The sequence below is a fragment of the Streptomyces sp. NPDC021212 genome (genome assembly GCF_044332925.1).
Taxonomy (GTDB): domain Bacteria; phylum Actinomycetota; class Actinomycetes; order Streptomycetales; family Streptomycetaceae; genus Streptomyces.
Genome location: NZ_JBIRPZ010000008.1, coordinates 233,310 through 251,037 on the forward strand (window position 1 = coordinate 233,310; position 17,728 = coordinate 251,037).

The 17,728-nt window shown below is 71.0% G+C and carries 18 protein-coding genes; 7 read left to right on the forward strand and 11 right to left on the reverse strand.

The features are described 5' to 3' along the window. Window positions 1-14 precede the first annotated feature (14 nt). From ACH4SI_RS22860 to ACH4SI_RS22880, 5 genes are all read right to left on the reverse strand, one after another. The gene (locus tag ACH4SI_RS22860) at window positions 15-1,160 is read right to left on the reverse strand and encodes a thiolase family protein (RefSeq protein WP_398298372.1); all 1,146 of its coding nucleotides are present in this window, start codon (window positions 1,158-1,160) and stop codon (window positions 15-17) included. Then, window positions 1,157-1,537 (reverse strand): Zn-ribbon domain-containing OB-fold protein, encoded by a 381-nt coding sequence (locus ACH4SI_RS22865; RefSeq protein WP_398298374.1) that lies wholly within the window; start codon window positions 1,535-1,537, stop codon window positions 1,157-1,159. The genes ACH4SI_RS22860 and ACH4SI_RS22865 overlap by 4 nt, the downstream gene beginning before the upstream one ends. A gap of 5 nt (window positions 1,538-1,542) precedes the next feature. Beyond that, window positions 1,543-2,331 carry an enoyl-CoA hydratase/isomerase family protein gene (locus tag ACH4SI_RS22870; RefSeq protein WP_398298376.1) on the reverse strand — a complete coding sequence of 263 codons (789 nt, stop codon included), beginning with the start codon at window positions 2,329-2,331 and terminating at the stop codon, window positions 1,543-1,545. Between the two features lie 71 nt (window positions 2,332-2,402). Further along, the gene (locus ACH4SI_RS22875) at window positions 2,403-4,379 is read right to left on the reverse strand and encodes an FAD-dependent oxidoreductase (RefSeq protein ID WP_398298378.1); all 1,977 of its coding nucleotides are present in this window, start codon (window positions 4,377-4,379) and stop codon (window positions 2,403-2,405) included. Window positions 4,380-4,405: 26 nt separating this feature from the next. Next, a complete protein-coding gene (locus ACH4SI_RS22880; RefSeq protein ID WP_398298380.1) occupies window positions 4,406-5,551 on the reverse strand; it encodes an acyl-CoA dehydrogenase family protein in 1,146 nt (381 codons plus the stop codon). A gap of 165 nt (window positions 5,552-5,716) precedes the next feature. On the opposite strand from ACH4SI_RS22880, the gene ACH4SI_RS22885 reads away from it, so the two are divergent. Together ACH4SI_RS22885 and ACH4SI_RS22890 are read left to right on the forward strand one after the other, a co-directional pair. Then, window positions 5,717-6,769: an NAD(P)-dependent alcohol dehydrogenase gene (locus ACH4SI_RS22885; RefSeq protein WP_398298795.1), complete on the forward strand. Its 1,053-nt coding sequence runs from the start codon at window positions 5,717-5,719 to the stop codon at window positions 6,767-6,769. Window positions 6,770-6,796: 27 nt separating this feature from the next. Then, a complete protein-coding gene (locus tag ACH4SI_RS22890) occupies window positions 6,797-7,540 on the forward strand; it encodes an SDR family NAD(P)-dependent oxidoreductase (RefSeq protein WP_398298382.1) in 744 nt (247 codons plus the stop codon). 4 nt (window positions 7,541-7,544) lie between these two features. On the opposite strand, the gene ACH4SI_RS22895 is transcribed toward ACH4SI_RS22890, so the two are convergent. Both ACH4SI_RS22895 and ACH4SI_RS22900 read right to left on the reverse strand, forming a co-directional pair. Further along, window positions 7,545-8,876, reverse strand: a complete 1,332-nt coding sequence (locus ACH4SI_RS22895; RefSeq protein WP_398298384.1) for an MFS transporter — start codon at window positions 8,874-8,876, stop codon at window positions 7,545-7,547. A gap of 143 nt (window positions 8,877-9,019) precedes the next feature. After that, complete coding sequence (locus ACH4SI_RS22900; RefSeq protein ID WP_398298386.1) at window positions 9,020-9,274, reverse strand: hypothetical protein; 255 nt, start codon at window positions 9,272-9,274, stop codon at window positions 9,020-9,022. 212 nt (window positions 9,275-9,486) lie between these two features. Between ACH4SI_RS22900 and ACH4SI_RS22905 the strand changes: the two genes are divergently transcribed. Next, window positions 9,487-10,827 (forward strand): FAD-binding protein, encoded by a 1,341-nt coding sequence (locus ACH4SI_RS22905; protein WP_398298388.1) that lies wholly within the window; start codon window positions 9,487-9,489, stop codon window positions 10,825-10,827. Between the two features lie 33 nt (window positions 10,828-10,860). On the opposite strand, the gene ACH4SI_RS22910 is transcribed toward ACH4SI_RS22905, so the two are convergent. Both ACH4SI_RS22910 and ACH4SI_RS22915 read right to left on the reverse strand, forming a co-directional pair. Continuing rightward, window positions 10,861-11,880, reverse strand: coding sequence for a glutathione S-transferase family protein (locus tag ACH4SI_RS22910; RefSeq protein WP_398298390.1), 1,020 nt, complete (start codon window positions 11,878-11,880; stop codon window positions 10,861-10,863). Between the two features lie 245 nt (window positions 11,881-12,125). Continuing rightward, window positions 12,126-12,425, reverse strand: coding sequence for a hypothetical protein (locus tag ACH4SI_RS22915; protein ID WP_398298392.1), 300 nt, complete (start codon window positions 12,423-12,425; stop codon window positions 12,126-12,128). Window positions 12,426-12,678: 253 nt separating this feature from the next. Between ACH4SI_RS22915 and ACH4SI_RS22920 the strand changes: the two genes are divergently transcribed. Continuing rightward, window positions 12,679-13,653 (forward strand): helix-turn-helix domain-containing protein, encoded by a 975-nt coding sequence (locus ACH4SI_RS22920; RefSeq protein ID WP_398298394.1) that lies wholly within the window; start codon window positions 12,679-12,681, stop codon window positions 13,651-13,653. Window position 13,654: 1 nt separating this feature from the next. Here ACH4SI_RS22920 and ACH4SI_RS22925 read toward each other — a convergent pair whose 3' ends face one another. Continuing rightward, the gene (locus ACH4SI_RS22925) at window positions 13,655-14,056 is read right to left on the reverse strand and encodes a RidA family protein (RefSeq protein WP_398298396.1); all 402 of its coding nucleotides are present in this window, start codon (window positions 14,054-14,056) and stop codon (window positions 13,655-13,657) included. Between the two features lie 102 nt (window positions 14,057-14,158). On the opposite strand from ACH4SI_RS22925, the gene ACH4SI_RS22930 reads away from it, so the two are divergent. Together ACH4SI_RS22930 and ACH4SI_RS22935 are read left to right on the forward strand one after the other, a co-directional pair. Further along, a complete protein-coding gene (locus tag ACH4SI_RS22930) occupies window positions 14,159-14,542 on the forward strand; it encodes a winged helix-turn-helix transcriptional regulator (protein WP_398298398.1) in 384 nt (127 codons plus the stop codon). Window positions 14,543-14,703: 161 nt separating this feature from the next. Continuing rightward, on the forward strand, window positions 14,704-15,810 hold the full coding sequence (locus ACH4SI_RS22935) for an amidase domain-containing protein (protein WP_398298400.1): 1,107 nt from the start codon (window positions 14,704-14,706) through the stop codon (window positions 15,808-15,810). A 67-nt stretch (window positions 15,811-15,877) separates the two neighbouring features. Here the strand turns inward: ACH4SI_RS22935 and ACH4SI_RS22940 are convergent, their stop codons facing one another. Then, the gene (locus ACH4SI_RS22940; RefSeq protein WP_398298403.1) at window positions 15,878-16,588 is read right to left on the reverse strand and encodes a TetR/AcrR family transcriptional regulator; all 711 of its coding nucleotides are present in this window, start codon (window positions 16,586-16,588) and stop codon (window positions 15,878-15,880) included. Window positions 16,589-16,767: 179 nt separating this feature from the next. Between ACH4SI_RS22940 and ACH4SI_RS22945 the strand changes: the two genes are divergently transcribed. Further along, the gene (locus ACH4SI_RS22945) at window positions 16,768-17,724 is read left to right on the forward strand and encodes an ADP-ribosylation family protein (RefSeq protein ID WP_398298405.1); all 957 of its coding nucleotides are present in this window, start codon (window positions 16,768-16,770) and stop codon (window positions 17,722-17,724) included. Window positions 17,725-17,728: the final 4 nt, after the last annotated feature.

Genomic DNA, 17,728 nt, shown 5'->3' on the forward strand with positions numbered 1-17,728 from the left:
ATGTTCGGGGGCGCTCAGCGGGAGAGCACCGTGCAGGCACTCACACCGGGGGCGCCGTACACATGGGTGAAGCCGACCCTGGGACGGCTCGGGACCTGGCGTTCTCCGGCGCGTCCGCGCAGTTGCTGGACGACCTCGTAGACCTGGCGCAGTCCCGAGGCGCCGATGGGTTCGCCGTTGGCGATGCAGCCGCCGTCGGTGTTGACCGGCAGCGTTCCGCCGATCTCGGTGGCCCCGGAGGCGATCAGCCGCTCCTGCTCGCCGTCCACACAGAACCCGCACTCGGCCATGTGCATGACCTCGGCGCCGCTCTCGGTGTCCTGGAGCTGGCAGACGTCGACCTCGCCGGGACCGACCCCCGCCTCCTCGAAGGCGGCGGCCGAGGCGTCGCGGCTGACACTGGTCAGCTCGCCCCCGGGGATCCACGGGCTGAACACCTCGAACGAGCCGAAGCGCCGGGTGCGTACGGCCGCCGAGCGCAAGGTGACCGGCGAGCCGTCCATGGTGCGGGCGGCCTCGGGCGAGCAGAGCACCAGCGCGGCCGCGCCCGCCCCCGGGGAGCAGAACATATAGCGGGTCAGCGGATCGCTGACCATGCCCGATTCCAGGATCTCATCGGCGGACAGCGGTTTGCGCCGCCATGCCTCGGGGGTCAGGACGCCGTTGCGGTACGCCTTCTCGGCAACCAGGGCGAGGGTGTGCGGGGTGATGCCGTGGTCGTGCATGTAGCGCTGGATCTTCATGCCGAAGAACTGGGTGGTCACCATCAGCCCGTCGCTGCCGTACTCGGCGCCCAGCCCCCAGTCCTCGGGCCTCGGGTCGAAGGCACCGCGCGGGTGTTTGTCGAAGCCGACGGCGAGGACGACGTCCGCCATACCGGAGCGGATCGCGTTCACGGCGGAGATCAGCGCGCTGCCGCCGGTGGCACAGCCGTTCTTGACGTTGACGAACGGCAGTCCGGTCAGGCCGAGCTGGCCCACCAGGGTATCGGCGAGACCCGCGCTGTCGCTGCCACCGAACGCGGCGCGCACCCGCGACCACGGGATCCCGGCGTCCGCCAGCGCGGCATTCACCGCGCCGACGGCGAGCTGCCGGCCGGTCGTCTCCGACCGGCCGAACGGGGTGCGGCCGGCACCGCAGATCAGGACCTCGCTGCTCATGAACCCTCCCGTTCGGGGGTCGTGGGCCTGGCCCGTGGCACACCGGACCCCGGGGTCACGGTGAGGGGCATGCCGATGCGGAGATCGTCCAGGTCGTCGACGTCGAGGACGGCGGCCACCCGTACGTTCTCCGGCAGCTCGACATAGCCGACCGCGAACGGGGCGAAGCCGCCGGGCGGGGCCTCATAGGGCGGCGACTTGGGGGCGTAGCGCTGCACCGTCCAGGTCCACAGCGTGCCCGCGCCCTCCAGGACCACCGGCCGTGCCGGTCCCCCGCAGCGCGGGCACGCGTCGTCCGGGGGACAGACCGTCACCGCGCAGCCGGAGCAGCGCGAGCCCTGGAGCCCGGCGGCCGGGCTCCGCGGTTCGGTGGCCATCCGGGTCAGCGCCCCTGCCACTTGGGCTCGCGCTTCTCCAGGAACGCCGACACGCCCTCGTTCGCGTCCTCGGAGTTGAGCGCCACGCCCACGGCGAGGTGTTCCATCACCATCAGCGACTGGGTGTCGGCGTCCAGGCTGCGGTCGATCGTCATCTTCGTGAGCCACATCATGAAGGGGCTCTTGTCGGTGAGGTCCCCGATGAAGTCCTCGACCACCGCGTCCAGCTCCTCGGCCGGGGCGGACTTGTTGATGAGCCCGAACTCGGTGGCCTCGACGCCCGAGAGCAGCTTGCCGGTGAGCATCAGCTCCTTGGTCTTGCGGATGCCGATCATGCGCGGCACCCGGTAGATCGGTCCCGCCCCGCCGAACAGCGCACGGCGGATGTGGAAGTCACCGATCTTGGCGTCGTCCGCGGCGATGGCGAAGTCGCAGGAAATCATGATCTCGAAGCCGCCGGCGGTGACATGGCCCTCCAGGACCGCGACCGACGGGGTCTTCATCGAGTAGAGCCGGTCGCACACCTTCGCGGACTTCACCGCGACGTCGATCGCGTTCGACTTGCCGACGTACTCGGCCTTCAGGCTGTCCAGGTCGAAGCCCGAGCAGAAGGTGCCGCCGCGGCCGCGGACCACCAGGACCCGGAGCTCGGGGTCCTCGTCGACCTCGGTGATGATCTCGTCGAGCCGGTCCAGGATCGGCACGGTGACGCAGTTCTTCTTCCACGGGCGGTTGAGCCACACCCGGGCGACGTGGCCGTCGCGCTCGAACTGGATCTCGTCTTCCACCGTCATTCTCACTCCCCAAACTGAACTGAATTCACTGCAACTTTCTCCGGCCACGGCTGCCCTGTCAAGCCTTTGATCTACCTCGGTTCAATACGCCGGAGCACATCGCGGCCGCCCCTCGCGGCGAGGGCCTCCGCGGCCGCGCGGCCCTCCGCGACGGCGTGCGCGATGCGGCGCGGCACGACGCAGTCACCGATGGCGTGGACGGCCTGGTGAGCGGCCGGAGGGATGTCGGGACGGCGCGGGCGGCGTTCACCGACGGTGACCAGGACGTCGGCGGCGAGGCGGGTCTCCCGGCCGTCGAGGAGATGTCGCAGGCCCACCCCCTCGGCGGTCGTCGAGGTCACGGTGGTCATCGCCAGGACGCGCAGGGGAGCACCGATGAGCCGGTTCATCAGCTGAGTGCGGTTCTCCGGCGACAGACCCGCCGCGAACCCGGTGCCGGGGGTGACGACGGTGACCTCCGCGGCGCCGGCCGCCAGCGCGCTCTCCGTGGCGCTGATCCCCTGCCACCAGCCGAATCCGTCGTCGAGGACGGCGACGCGGGGCGCGTCCGGGACCACCTCCGCATACCGGTGCAGAAAGTCCGTGCTGGTGAGGGTCCACAGCTCGCCAGGCACGGCGAGGGGGTCCTCCTTCGCGCCGGTGGCGAGCACGATCCGGGCGTACGCCGTCAGGTCGTCCGCCCCGGCGGATGTGCCCAGCAGCAGCGTTGCACCGAGGTCCTCGAGCTGGTCGCGCTGGTAATCGGCGAGCTTCTGCCAGCCGGAGCGGTTCGGGGCCAGGGAGGCGAGACGCGCCTGGCCACCGACGTACCGGGCCGGGTCGAAGACGGTCACGTCCGCGCCGGAACGAGCGAGCGTCATCGCGCACTCCATGCCCGCCGGGCCCGCTCCGAGCACGGCGACCGGGCCGTCGGGGGAGGTCCGCCGGACGAGCCGCAGCGGGACGGCCGGGCGGGCGGTGGCTCCCGGCGGGCCGAGATCGGGGTTCACCGAGCACGACCCGGTGGGTTCGAAGGTGCGGCAGCCCTCGTTGCAGCTCGTGCAGGGGCGTACGGATCGCTCGTCGCCCGCGATCACCTTGCGGGCGAAGTCGGGATCGGCGATGAACGGCCGGGCCATGCCGACCAGATCGGCCCCCGAGTCCAGCGCCCGCTCGATGTCCGCGGCCGACCGGAAACCCTGGCCGACCAGGAGTGGCAGGGTGACCGCGGAACGGAGCCGGGCCACCGACTCCAGCAGCGGTGGGCGGGTGGTGGCCATGCCGGGGACATAGGTGTTGCGGACGCCGGTGGTGACGCTGACGTACGCGAAGGGCGAGGCGGCCGACAGCCGGGGAAGCAGTTCGATCAGGTCGTCCAGGCCGAGACCGGAATCCTCACCGGGCTCCACCGACACCCTCACGCCGATGGGCAGTTCACCGATCTCCCGGCGGACGGCGTCGATCACCTGGGCGGTGAGAGCGATGCGATCGCCGTACGCGTCGCCACGGGTGTTGGTGAGCCGGGAGAGAAACTGGGCGAGCAGATAGCCGTGGCCGGCGTGCAGTTCCACGCCGTGAAATCCGGCTTGCACGCTGTTCGCCGCACAGATGCGGAAGGCGTCGACAATGCCGCGGACTTCTTCGGCGCTCAACGGGTGAGGGGCGGCGGCCTCACGGGGCGAGCGGACGGCCGCGGCGGAGACCGGCGCGTAGTAGGTGCCGGCGCCCAGGGTCTCCCGGCCGAGGTGGACGAGTTGCGCGATGGCCACGGCGCCCCCGTCCGTGATGGCCTCGGCGCGGCGGCGTACGGCGTCCTCGATCTCGGGGCGCCACGCCTCGGTCAGATAGCGCCGCGGCAGCGTCGACTCGGGTGCCACTGCGGTTCCCCCGGTGATCACCATGCCGGCGCCGCCCCGGGCCAGCCGACGCCAGTAGGCCGCGTCGGCTCCCGTGGGGGCACCGTCGGTGACGGCGGCGGTGGCATGGGCGGTGGCGACGAGGCGGTTGCGGAGCGTGAGTCCGCCGAGTGGATACGGTGCGGCGAGGTTCAGTGAGGTGCGTGGCGTCATGCGGGCCTCCCCGTCTCGTCGCCCGTTCAGACAGCAGAGCGGGTGGTGAGGCCGGCGAGTTCGGCCAGCCGGTCCCGGTGGCGGTCGGCCGTGCCGAACAGCACCTCGTCGCCGCGCGCTCGGCGCACATACAGATGGGCCGGGTGCTCCCAGGTGAAGCCGATGCCACCGTGCAGCTGCACGTACTCGGCCGTGGCCAGGCGGAAGGTCTCGGAGCAGACCACGGCGGCGGCGCACGCGGCCACCGGCAGGCCCGGCGAGCCGACGGCGGCGCAGGCGGTCGCGTACGCGGATGCCGAGCGCGCCCCCTCCAGCGCGACCAGCACATCGGCCAGCCGGTGCTTGACGGCCTGGAAGGAACCGATGGGACGCCCGAACTGGTGGCGCTGCGCGACGAATTCGACCGTGGCGTCCAGCGCGTGACCGCTGCCGCCGACCTGCTCGGCGGCGAGCGCGGCCCGCCCGGTGTCCAGCGTCGCCGACACGGTCTCGTCGGCACCCTCCGCCGCGCCCACCGGGGTGGCCGGCGCGCCGTGGAACTCCAGCAGCGCCTGGCGCCGCGTCTCGTCCAGGACCCGGCGCGGCGTCCGGCGGCAAGTGCCGGGGGCCGGCTCGCACGCGAACAGCCGGGGCCCCTCGGGCGCCGCGGCCCGCACCAGGATCAGCTCGGCGCCGGCCCCGTCCAGGACGAAGTCCGCCCGCCCCCGCAGCACCCAGCCCGTGCCGGTCCGCTCCGCGGTGACGCCGGGCTCGTCCGCGCCGAACCCGGCCACGGTCGCGGTCAGCGTGCCGTCGGCGATCCGGGGCAGATAGCGGGCACACGCCGAGCGGTCGCCGCTGTGCAGCAGGGCGGGGGCGGCCAGGGCCACCGTGGGCAGCAGCGGCGCGCAGTACAGGGCGCGCCCGGCCTCCTCCAGCACCACGGCCAGCTCGGCGAAGGTGAAGCCGGACCCGCCGTACTCCTCCGGCACGGCCAGGCCATGGACCCCGATCTCGCCGGCGAGCCGCGCCCAGAGCGCCTCGTCGTGCCCGCGCGGCGTGGCCAGATGCTTGCGGACGTCCTCGGGACCGCTCGCCTCGGCGAAGAGGTCCCGCAGCACGGTGCGCAGTTGTCGTTGTTCGTCCGTTTCGGACAGCAGGTGGGGGGCGATGTCGGGGTGGCGGTTGTCCATGGGGTCTCCATCGTGCTCGTACGACCGGAGCATCGTCTAAGAATTGAACTCAATTCACGACCGTAGGCACCGCCTCTCGCACGGGCAAGACCTCTATTGAACCCACTTCACCTCTGTTACGGTGACGATCACGGACACGGGGCGACGAGAGCGGGGTCGGTGGGGATGAGGGCGCTGCGGCTGACGGAGTGGGGCGCGCCCCCGGTACCGACTGATGTCGAGCGGCCCGTGCCGCGCGGCGCCGAGGTGCTGGTGCGGGTCGAGGCCACCGGACTGTGCCACTCCGACCTGCACGTCATCGACGCGGCTCCCGGTGTGCTCCCCTACCGGCTGCCGTTCACCCTCGGCCACGAGATCGCCGGGCGGGTCGCGGCCCTGGCGCCCGAGGCCGACGGGGTGGAAGCGGATGATCCCGTGGTGGTCTACGGACCGTGGGGCTGCGGCGGCTGCGACCGCTGCGCCACCGGCCGGGACAACTACTGCGACCGGCGGGACACGCTCGGCCGGCACGGCGCGGGACTCGGTCGCGACGGCGGAATGGCCGAGTACGTGCTCGTCCCGTCCGCCCGCCATCTGGTGCCGATCGGCGACGTACCGGCCGAGCAGGCGGCCCCGCTCTCCGACGCCGGTCTGACCTCGTACCACGCCGTGGCCGGGGCCCGGCACGCGCTCGGGGAGGGCACCACCGCCGTCGTCATCGGGATCGGCGGGCTCGGCCATCTGTGTGTGCAGATCCTCCGCGCGACGACGGCGAGCCGTGTGCTGGCGGTCGACGTCCGGGAGGAGGCGCTGGCTCTCGCGGAGCGCTCCGGCGCCCACTTCGCCACCCTGATGCGGGCGGACACCGCCCGGGTGCTCCGCGCCCGCGCCCAGGGCGCGGGAGGCGGTACGGGGGCGGACGCCGTGTTCGACTTCGTCGGCACCGACCCGACGCTGGACCTCGCCACCGCCGTACTGCGCCCCGGTGGTGAACTCGCCGTCGTCGGCAGCGGAGGCGGCCGGCTGACGGTGTCCAAACCGGGCGTACTGCCACCCGGTTTCCGGCTCTCGCTGCCCTTCTGGGGAACCCGCCCCGAGCTGGCGGAGGTGATCGGACTGGCGCGTTCGGGAGCGCTCCACGTCGAAACGGAGCGGTTCCCGCTGTCCGCCGCGCCGGAGGCCATCGACCGGCTCCGCGGGGGTCGGGTGCGGGGGCGGGCCGTACTCGTCCCCGACTGATCACTCGACACGAAAGGGAAGTGCGCCATGCGCTTCGAGGGCAAGGTCGCGCTCGTCACCGGCGGAGCCCGGGGCATGGGCGCCTCACACGTCCGCGGGCTGGCCGCGGAGGGCGCCCGGGTCGCCGTCTGCGATGTGCTGGACGACGAGGGTGAGGCCCTGGCCGGTGAGCTCCCCGGGGCCCGGTACTGCCACCTCGACGTCACCGACGAGGCGCGGTGGGAGTCCGTGGTCCGCACGGTCGAGGAGACTCTCGGGCCGGTGGACGTGCTGGTCAACAACGCGGGAATCATTCACTTCGGCGGGGTGGAGGAGCAGACTCCCGAGCAGTTCCGCCGGATCCTCGACGTCAATCTGGTGGGCGCCTTCCTCGGTATGCACACCGTCCTGCCCGGTATGCGCGCCCGCGGCCGCGGGGCCGTCGTCAACCTCTCCTCGGCCGCCGGCATGACGGGTTTCGCCGACGGCATCGCCTATGTGGCGAGCAAGTGGGGGGTACGAGGGATGACCAAGGCCGCCGCGCTCGACATGGCGGGCACGGGCGTACGCATCAACTCCGTACACCCGGGCGTCATCCGCACGCCCATGGGCGAGAGCACCTCGCCCGAACTCTTCGCCGACCAGCCGGTGCCCCGCATCGGTGAACCCGGCGAGGTCACCCGCATGGTGCTCTTCCTTTCCTGCGACGACGCCTCCTACACCACGGGCGGGGAGTTCCTGATCGACGGTGGCCAGACCATCGGCCACGCCGGTCACGCCCGCGGGGCATGAGCGTCTATACGTCCTTCCGGACGGTGGCCAGGGCGCCCACGTCCTTCCGGACGGTGGCCAGGGCGCCGATCCCGATCAGGCACACCGCCATGACGAAGAACGCCGGGGAGAGCAGGCTTCCGGTCCGGTCGACCAGGAAGGCGGCGATGTACGGCGCCGTACCGCCCGCGAGGACGGTGCCGATGTTGTACCCGATCGCCATACCGGTGTAGCGGACCCGGCGTTCGAAGAGGTGCGGCCACAGGCTGGCCGCCGGGACCTGGACGAACGCGCTGCTCACCATCAAGAGCACATAGGCCAGGCCCGCCACGGCCAGGCTTCCCCGGCCCATGAGCACCATCGCCGGGTAGGCGGTCACCAGGAAGCCCACCAGCCCGGCCAGCAGGACCCGGCGACAGCCGAACCGGGCCGAGAGCCAGCCGGCCGGCACCATGAGCAGCACGGTGACGAACACGACACCCGCGGTCAGCCAGAACACCTGCGTGGGGTCGTACCCCAGGTTGGTGGTCAGGTAGATGCCGATGTACGTCAGTCCGAGGAAGACCGCGCCGCCCTGCGCCATGGCCAATCCGACGGACTGCAGCAGCGCCGGGCGGTGGGTGGACAGGACCTCCCGGATGGGAGCCGAGGGGATGTCGGCGCGCTCTGCGGCCTTCTGGAATTCCGGGGTGTCCTCGATCTTCAGCCGGGCCCACAGACAGATCAGGGTGAGCGGCACGGCCAGCAGGAAGGGCAGCCGCCAGCCCCAGTCGGCCATCTGGTCCTTGGTGGTGAGAGCCGAGATCGCCCCGGCCGTGGCGGCGGCCAACACGAACCCGAGGTTGGATCCGATGGGCGTGACGGCACCGAGGAAGGCCCTGCGCCGTGGTGGCGCCGACTCGTAGATGTAGGTGAAGGCGCCGACCGACTCGCCGCCCGAGGAGATGCCCTGCACCACCCGGATGAGGAACAGCAGCACCGCGGCGAACACGCCGATCTGGCTGTAGGTCGGCAGCAGTCCGGTGAGGCTGCTGGCCACTCCCATGCACAGCACGGACGAGACCAGCGCCTTGCGGCGGCCCCATCGGTCGCCGAGCCATCCGAAGAAGACACCGCCGACCGGCCGCACGACCAGGCCGGTGGCGAACACCGCGAGCGCCGCCAGCACCGAGGCCGTCGGATCGTCGCCCGGGAAGAACTGCGGAGCGATCGCCACGGCAAGATAGCCGTAGATACTGAAGTCGTAGTACTCGATCAGGGTGCCGATGCTCCCGGCGAGCATCGCGCGGCGCACCGTACGCGGGTCGTATGACGGCGACTCCGCCCCCGGCGGGGCGGGTTGCTGAGTAGTACTCAAGGTCCGACTCTCCTTCCCAGCGGCACGGTCCGTGCCCTTTCGATGTTTCGGGGACGCTACAGAACTGAACTCAGTACAGCTAGCCTCGGGAGGGAGGTTCATAAGAAAATCGAGATGACGGGGGCCACCCCGGTCACCCCTGGTCACCCCGCGTCACCCTGGTCGCCCTCGCCATGCTCGAATTGGATTCGATTCACAGGGCATGTGCATACGATGAACCGGCCGCCGTTGGCGAGCAGCGCCGCGCCGACCAGGCCGGCCGCGGCCTCGCTCACCAGAAACAGGACGATGTCGGCGATCAGCCCGCCGGGGCGTCGAAGACCGAGGACGAGCCGATCACGACGATCGCGCCCGCCTTCGCGGGCCACATGACCCGGACCGGCAACGGCTCCCGTCACAACCGCGACCTTGCCCTCGAACCTGCCAACCTGCCCACACCTCCCGCACCTGAAACCATAATTGAATCGACTTCACCTCCCCTATCGCGCCGATCACGGGGACAACAAGACCCAGGACCGGGCCACCCCCATCGACAGTTGCGTCGACAGGCCTTGATGCCTGAATTGGATTCGGTTTTACTGGAGACGCGGTGACCGGAGGAGGTGCGCGCATGGTGGGAGAAGCCGTCGACCTGCTCATCGTCGGCGCGGGCATGGGGGGCCTGACCGCCGGCGCCCGCGCCGTCCGCGACGGCCTGTCCGTGGTGGTCGTGGATACCAGTACGGACGTCGGCGGCTCCGCACGTTTCGCCGGATACGCCTGGACCGCCCCGAATCACGAGGTCATGGACCGGCACAATCCGCGAGGAGACCTGGCCCTGAAGCGCGCCCTCGTGGACCGGTTCGCCGAGGGTGTGTCATGGATCCGCTCCGTCGGCGTGGAGGTGAAGGACGCGCAGCGCATCCTCGGCTTCGGCCGCGGACACCAATTCGACACCAACCATTACCTCGACACCTGCCGTCGGCTCGTCCTCGACGGCGGTGGTCGGATACTGCTCGCGACCCACACCGAACGGCTACTGACCGAGCAGGATGCCGTCGTAGGAGCCGAGCTGCGGTCATCCGACGGCGCCCGCAGGACGGTCCGCGCCCGCGCCACGCTCCTCGCGACCGGGGGATTTCAGGGCGACGCCGCACTCCGCGCCGCTCATGTGCATCCGCACGCCGACCGCATGGAGCTGCGCTCCAATCCGCACAGCCGCGGCGGCGGCTACCGCCTGGCCACCCAGGTCGGCGCGGCCACCGGCCACGCCGACGCCGGCTTCTACGGTCACCTCATTCCGAGCTGCGTGCCCTTCACCGACCCGGCGGACTTCGTCGACCTGTCGCTGTACTACAGCGAGCACGCGCTCCTGTTCAACCTGCGCAACGAGCGCTTCGTGGACGAGACGCTGGGCGACCACCTCACCGCCATGGCGCTGCTGGAGCAGCCGGAGAGCCGGGGTCTCCTCATCGCGGACGCCCGGGTCTTCCGCGACTGGATCGTCGGCTCCTACGTCGACGGCGCGGTCGCCGTCGACAAGTTCGCGCTGGCGAACAAGCGGGGCGGCCGCGCCGGACTGGCCGAAGACCTCGACGAACTGGCCTGCCTACCCGAGGAATGGGGCTACCGGGGCGACTCCATCCGCGACGGCGTCAAGCGGTTCAACGAGCGCGTTTCGGCGGGGCTCGCCACGGCACCCGGCCGGGCACTGGACCCCCTGGCGCTGGACGAGCCCCCGTACTACGTCATCGAGACGGTACCGGCCATCACCTTCCCGTTCCACGGAGTGCGCATCGACGACCAGGCTCGGGTCCTGGCCGAGAACGGGGAGCCGCTGACAGGGCTTCTCGCCGCCGGGTCGGACACCGGCGGGCTGTGGCACCGCGCCTACGCGGGCGGTATCGCCTCAGCCCTCGTCTTCGGGCTGACCGCGGCGGACACCGCCGCGGCGCCGGCCCGTCACCCCTGATCCCGGATACGGAGGGTGCGCACGGCAGGTCCGTCAGCCGGCGCGGCCGGCCTCCGTGATCGCTTCACCGGGCGGCACCGGGCCGGGAGGGGTGCCGTCGCCGAAGGGGCGCCCGCCCAGTTCCTCCCGTCCGTGCGGGGCGGACCAGTCGGAGAGGTCGGGGCCCAGCGGGACGATGCGCGTGGGATTGACGCTGGTGTGCACCTGGTAGTAGTGCCGCTTGATGTGGTCGAAATCCACGGTGTCGCCGAATCCGGGCGTCTGGAAGAGGTCGCGTACGTAGCCCCACAGCACCCGGTCCTCGCTCAGCTTGTTCCGGTTGCACTTGAAGTGGCCGTGGTAAACGGCGTCGAAGCGGACCAGCGTGGTGAACAGCCGGATGTCGGCCTCGGTGATGGTGTCGCCGACCAGATACCGCCGCGTGGCCAGACGTTCCGACAGCCGGTCCAGACGGGCGAAGAGGTTCCGGTAGGCATCGTCGTACGGCCCCTGATGCGTGGCGAATCCGGCCTGGTACACGCCGTTGTTCACATCGTGGTAGACCCCCTCCATCACCTCGTCGATCTCGTCGCGGTGCTTCTCGGGGTACAGGTCCGGCGCCCCGTCCCGGTGCAGGGCGGTCCACTGGGTGGCGAGGTCGAGGGTGAGGCGCTGGAAGTCGTTGGTGACCAGCTTCCCGCTGGGGATGTCGACGATCGCGGGCACGCTCACGCCGCCCGGATACTCCGTCTCGCGGGCGTCGTACGCCTCGCTGAGGAACGCTATGCCCAGCACCGGGTCCCGGCCCCCCGGGTCCAGGGTGAAGCGCCAGCTCCGCTCGTCCTGGATGGGGTCCGTGACCGCCAGCGACAGGGCCGATTCCAGGCCGAGCAGCCGTCGCGAGATCAGCGCCCGGCTGGCCCAGGGGCAGGCCCGGCTGACGACCAGCCGGTAGCGCCCGGCCTCGACCGGCCAGCCGTCCCGGCCGTCGGCCGTGATCCGGTCGGAGAAGTGCGGCCCGGATCGTGTGAATTCCTTCTCGTCACGGGGTGTCTCCTGGCCAGCGGAGTTCAATTCGGTTACCTCCCGAAGTGCGCGGCGCGTATGTGTCCGCCCGACATGTGTACGGTCGGCTCACTACCTACCCTGCCGCACGCCGGGGAGACACGCGACGCAGCGCGATCCCAGGTGATACCTCGGTGAGGAAGCCACCTCGGAGCCGGGACAGGGGACAGGGGCACAGCACGGTGGCGGCCCGCCGGATGCACCGGCCGGCCGCCACCCCTCCCCCGCTCCCATCGCGGTTGTTCAGCCGGTGGTCAGACTCGCCGGTTGTACACGTACAGGAACCACTTCTTGTATCCGTCGTTGCCCGTTTCGTACTTGCAGCTGTAGTCGGCCCACCAGCGCTTGGTCTTGCCCGCCTTGCCCTCCGAAACACAGGCGCTCTTGGTCCAGTAGGCGCGGTAGAAGCTCCACCCCGCCGCCAGCTGGCCGGAGTTCTCGCCGGTGACTGCGTGGCCGGTCACGACCTGGGCCGGGGCCGACGGGCGCGGCGTGGCCTCGGCCGTCCCCGCCAGGCCCAGCAGGCCGGCGCCGAGTACCACGGTGGTGGCCACTGTGTTCCTCAGCGCCCTGCGGGCCCTCGGGCTCCTGCGGTTGTCGTTCCTCATGGACTTCCCCCTTCGTTCGTGTGGTGCGCCCCCGTGACGGTCCGGCCCTTCGTGGCCCGGCCGTGGCGCGAACACGCGAACATGCTGCCGCTCGCGCCCGCCGCTTGTCGTGAGCGGACGGCGCACTGTTGTTGGCGCAGAGCGCACTACCGCGGCGGGCCGATGGTGGAGGACGCTGGACCACGATGAGGGGGTCTTCGTGGAAGTGGTCTTCGACAGCGCCGCACTGCCCGTACGCGACCGTGCGGAGGCTTGGGTACGGACCACGGCTCAGGCGCTGGTCACCACCAAGCTCACATTCCCGCACCCCGGCGGCTTCCGGGGGCGTCTGCGGGCCATGCCCCTCGGCCCCGCCCAGGTCAGCGAGATGGCGTACGCGCCGCTGCTCTCCCAGCGGACGCCCGCCCTGATCCGGCGGTCGGACCCGGAGCAGTACCAGCTGGCTCTGATCCGCCGGGGGCACCAGGGCATCGAGCAGAATCGGACGCGGGCTCTCCTCGGTCCCGGCGAACTCGTCCTGTACGACAGTTCACGCCCCTTCGACGCCCTCGTCGACACCGGTCAGGCCGACTCCGAATCGGTGGTGCTGCAGTTCCCGAAACGGCTGCTGCCGCTGCCGGAGCGGAAGGTCGCCCGGCTGCTGGCGGTGCCACTGCCCGGCACGGAGGGCGTCGGCCGCCTGTGCGCGCAGTTCATGACCTCCCTGGCCGACGAACACCTCCGGTGCACTCCGCGCGATGTCCTGCGGATGGGGCACACGGCGGTCGACCTGGCCACCGCCGTACTGGCCCACCATCTCGACGACGAGGCGGCCCTGCCGGCCCGGTCACCGCAGCACGTGCTGTTCCTGCGCATCGCCGCCTTCATCGATCAGCATCTGCCCGCCGCGGATCTGGGGCCCGCCACCATCGCCTCGGCTCAGCGGATCTCGCTGCGCTATCTGCACCGGATCTTCCAGCAGCACGGCACCTCGGTGAGCGCGTACATCAAGGACCGCCGTCTGGACCGGTGCCGACGCGACCTGGCCGATCCCCATCTCCACCATCTGACCATCCAGGCCATCGCCGCTCGCTGGGGCTTCCCGCGGCCCGCCGAGTTCAGTCGCGCCTTCCGCGCGGCGGTGGGAATGCCACCCAGCCACTACCGGGCCCTCACCCACCGCCGCGCGCCGTGACCTAGGCGGGCAGTTTCGTGTCGACGACGAAGCTGATCTCGATGACCTGGCCGGGGAAGGTCAGTTCGGTGACGCCGATGACCGTGCTGACCGGGCGGTGGTCGCCGAAATACGCCAGGTTGCCCTCCGCCGTCGCCGCGGCGTTCCGCCGCAGGTCGACCACGTACACGGTCTGCGAGACGACCTGGCTCCGGGTGACGCCGTAGTGGTCCAGGACCTTGTCCAGGTTGACGTAGGTCTGCTTGAGCTGGGCGGCGAAGTCGTCCGGGGAGCGGAACTCGCCCGCCTCGTCCAGCGAGAGCTGTCCGGAGATGTGGATCAGATCGCCGGACTTGATCGCCTGCGAGTAGCCGAAGTCGCTCTCGGCCGGCACGTCGTAATGGAAGACATCGATGGTGGCCAACGGTGCTCGCCCTTCTGGTGGACTCTCTTGCGGTTACTCGGGAACTGTAGGAGAGTGACCGCCGACCTGGAAGAACGCACTTTTCGGTGACTGAGGAACCTGATGGTGACCAAGCAGCAACTCAATGGCCTTCCCGAGGACGCGGACCTGAGGCGAGCGGACTCCCTGGCGCGGGAGATCTTCTCGGACGTCGCCAACAAGTGGGCGCTCCTGATCATCGAGGCGCTCGGCGAGCGCACCCTGCGCTTCAGCGAACTGCGGAACGAGGTCGAGGGCGTCAGCCACAAGATGCTCACCCAGAACCTGCGCATGCTGGAGCGCAACGGCCTGGTCGACCGGAAGGTGCACCCCACCGTGCCGCCACGGGTCGAGTACACCCTCACCGAGCCCGGCCGGGCCCTGCGCGCCACGGTCGACGCCCTCTGCGGCTGGACCCACCAGTACCTCGGCCACATCGAGGACGCGCGCCGCCGCTTCGGCGCCTGAGGGGCGCGCACCCAGCCGAGCATTATCCCGCAGATGAAGACCCCGTCGACGCCACTTCGCGGTTTGAACACAAAATCACCAAAGTGGCGGCGCATATGCAAGGATCCGACCCCCCGGGCCGATCCGGCCCGGAGTGTGGAGGGGAATCCATAGTGAAATCAATGACCTTCAGATCCGCTGTCGGGGCGGCACTGACGGTGGCGTTGTCGGCCGTGGCTCTGCCCGCCTCGGCCGCGAGTTCGGCGCAGACGGGTGTGGTGGACGGGGCGACCGCCACGTCCTTCGGGCAGTTGGCGGACGCGGTGCTCACCGAGCGTACGGCGGCCCTGTTGGACGGGCAGCAGGCACGGCGTACGGCGGCACCGGCCACCAAGAAGGCGCGGCTGTCGGCCGGTCTGACGCGGACCGAGAACACGGCGCTGTCCACGCTGCGCACCCGCAAGGCGCGGCTGGCGGCGCTGGGCGAGGCGTACACGAACGCCGACACCAAGGTCACCGTGGGCAAGACCCGTGTCAAGGACGGGCGTGCGACCGTCCAGGCCACGGAGACCACGACGCTGACGTACAAGAAGATCCGCGGGGACGAGCCCGCGACCACCAGCTTCCAGGCCCACCACGAGCTGAGCTTCACCGCCGGCACCGGCGGCAAGTGGGAGCTGACGGGCATCAGGCCCACCGACGACGGGCCCAGGGCCATCAACGAGCCCGCCACGGTGGCGGTGAAGGCGGCGGCGCTGCCCAGCGCGACCCCCGCGTCCACGGCGATGCCGTCCCAGCAGGTGAACAAGCCCGCGGGTGCGTACAACTACGCGGCGATGGCGACGTACGCGGAGAAGTACTGGAGCAACTACAACCCCGCCTACCGGAAGTTCAACGAAGCCGGCGGGGACTGCACCAACTTCATCAGCCAGGCCCTGAAGGCGGGCGGCTGGAAGCACGCGCCGGGCGACGCGCAGGACTACCGCACTTGGTGGTACGACACCTCCACCCAGGCGACGGCCTGGGTGGGCGCCAACGAGTGGTCGTGGTTCACGCTGGACGCCAAGCGGGCGACCAACCTGGCGAACGTGTACTACATGGGCGTCGGGGACGTCATGCAGATGGACTTCGACCGGGACGGGTCCAAGGACCACACCATGATGGTCACGTACCGCTCACCCAGCGGTGTTCCGTACATGACCTACCACTCGGTCAACACGTACCGGAAGTCGATAGCGAGCGTCATCGCCTCCAACCCGAACTCGCTGTACTACGCGTACCGCACCTGACGGAAACACACCGGTGACCGTGGCCTCCGCCCTTCGGGTGGGGGCCACGGTCCATTGCCGTGCGTGGTCACATGTGGTGCGCACCGCCCGGGCTCTCGGCCCCGGTCGGCGTCTCGCGGCTGAAGGCGTGCTCCGGCCCCGGGTGGCCCGGGCCCGGGGCGGAGAGGTGATGGGTGGCGCCGGGGCGGAGTCCGTCGAGGTGGACGGCGATGTGGCGGCGGGCGGTGATGTCGAGCCACTCGGGCGGGGTGTTGGGAAGGGGTCGGCTGATCATGGCCGCGGTCATCAGCAGGTCGATGGAGTTGACGTCGTCGCGCACCGCCCCGCGCTCCCGGCCGCGGGCGAGCACCGCCTCCAGGGAGCGGGTGATGCGGTGGCGCAGGTCGGTGGCGTCCTCGTCGTGGAAGGCCGGCCCGCCGAACAGCGGGAGGACCAGGCGCGAGCGCTGTGCGACCACACCGGTCAGGAAGCGTTCGACGGCCCTCAGCGGGGCGTCCGGACCGCCCTCCTCGGCCACCTCCTGGGCGGCCCTCGCTTCGGCCAGCACGGTTTCGTAACCCTCGATGGCCACCTGCCGGCAGAGTGCGGCGCGGTCGGGGAAGCGGCGGTAGAGCGTCGCGATGCTGACGTGGGCGCGACGGGCGATGTCGTCCAGGGGCGCGGCGGTGCCGTGCTCGCCGAACATGGCGCGGGCCGCGTCCAGGATGCGCTGCTGGTTGCGGCGGGCGTCGGCGCGCATCGGGGGCTTCGCCCGTATGGATTCCTGACCGTCCCTCACGCCTCCGCGCCTTCCCTCGGTGTGCATACCGCATGCCCTGGATCGCACCACATGGCTGAGCGTAACCGGGTGGCGCGCGGGAGCCGACCGTCGTGTACGGGGCATCATCGGTGGCCGGGGGACGGTTCGGTAGCCTCGGTCCCCGTCACGGCGGCCGGGTGTGGATCGGGGGATGTTCGGTGGACAAGGCGAGGGCGGACGTCGAGGAGCGGGTCCGGCGCGACTGGGGGCTCACGTTGCCGGAGTCGTTCTTCCGGCTGATGGAGTGCATGGAACGGCTGGGGCCCGTCGAACGTCGAGCGCTGGCGGACATGGGGGTGTCCCCGTGCGGTGTCGCTGATGTGTACGACGACCCCGGTGCGCGGCCCCGCGAGGGCGTCGACGTGCGGGCGCATGGACGTTACTACCGGGATCCGCCGGAGTTCCTGACGTTTCTGCACGGCGGGTCAGACGGGCTGCACTACGGGCTGTGGTCCGACGACGGCCGCACGTGCGAGGGGATCGCCTCGTACTACAACAACGACGGTGGCGGGATCGAGAGGCACGCGGGGACGCCCCTGGAGGCCGTGCGGGCGCTCCTGGAACGCCACTGGCGGGACCTCGCGGACGACGACGGGGACGAGGAGTACCTGGCCGAGCGGCGGTCGGGGCTCGGGGCGCTGCGGCAGGCGCTGACCGGCTTCGAAACCGGGGACCGGGCGGAGGTGGGGATCGCCTGCTCCAGGATCCACGACGCCGCCGTCCCGCCCGTGGACCCGGGGCGGATCACCACCCTCGACGGTGCCGGCGCGCTCGTCGCGGGCAGCACCGCGCTGGACCGGCCCCCGCACAACGGGGCCGACACGTACGCGTTCGCGCGGTACATGTACGAGTTCTTCGAGGACCACGCGGCCGTGGAGCGGAGTGTGGAGGAGGCGCGGCGCCGGTGTGCGGCGGGGGATCCCGCGGAGGCGCTGGTGCTGGGGCGCGATCTGCACTGGGCGTCAGGGGGCGAGCCGGTGTTCGAGGGGTTCGCGCGGGATCTCCTCGCGGCGGCCTACGGTGCGCTGGATCGCCCCGCGCTCGCGGAGACGGCCGCCGCCCATCACCGCCATCGTGATCTGCCCCGGGTCGACGTGCTGCTCCCGAGCGGCTGACGCC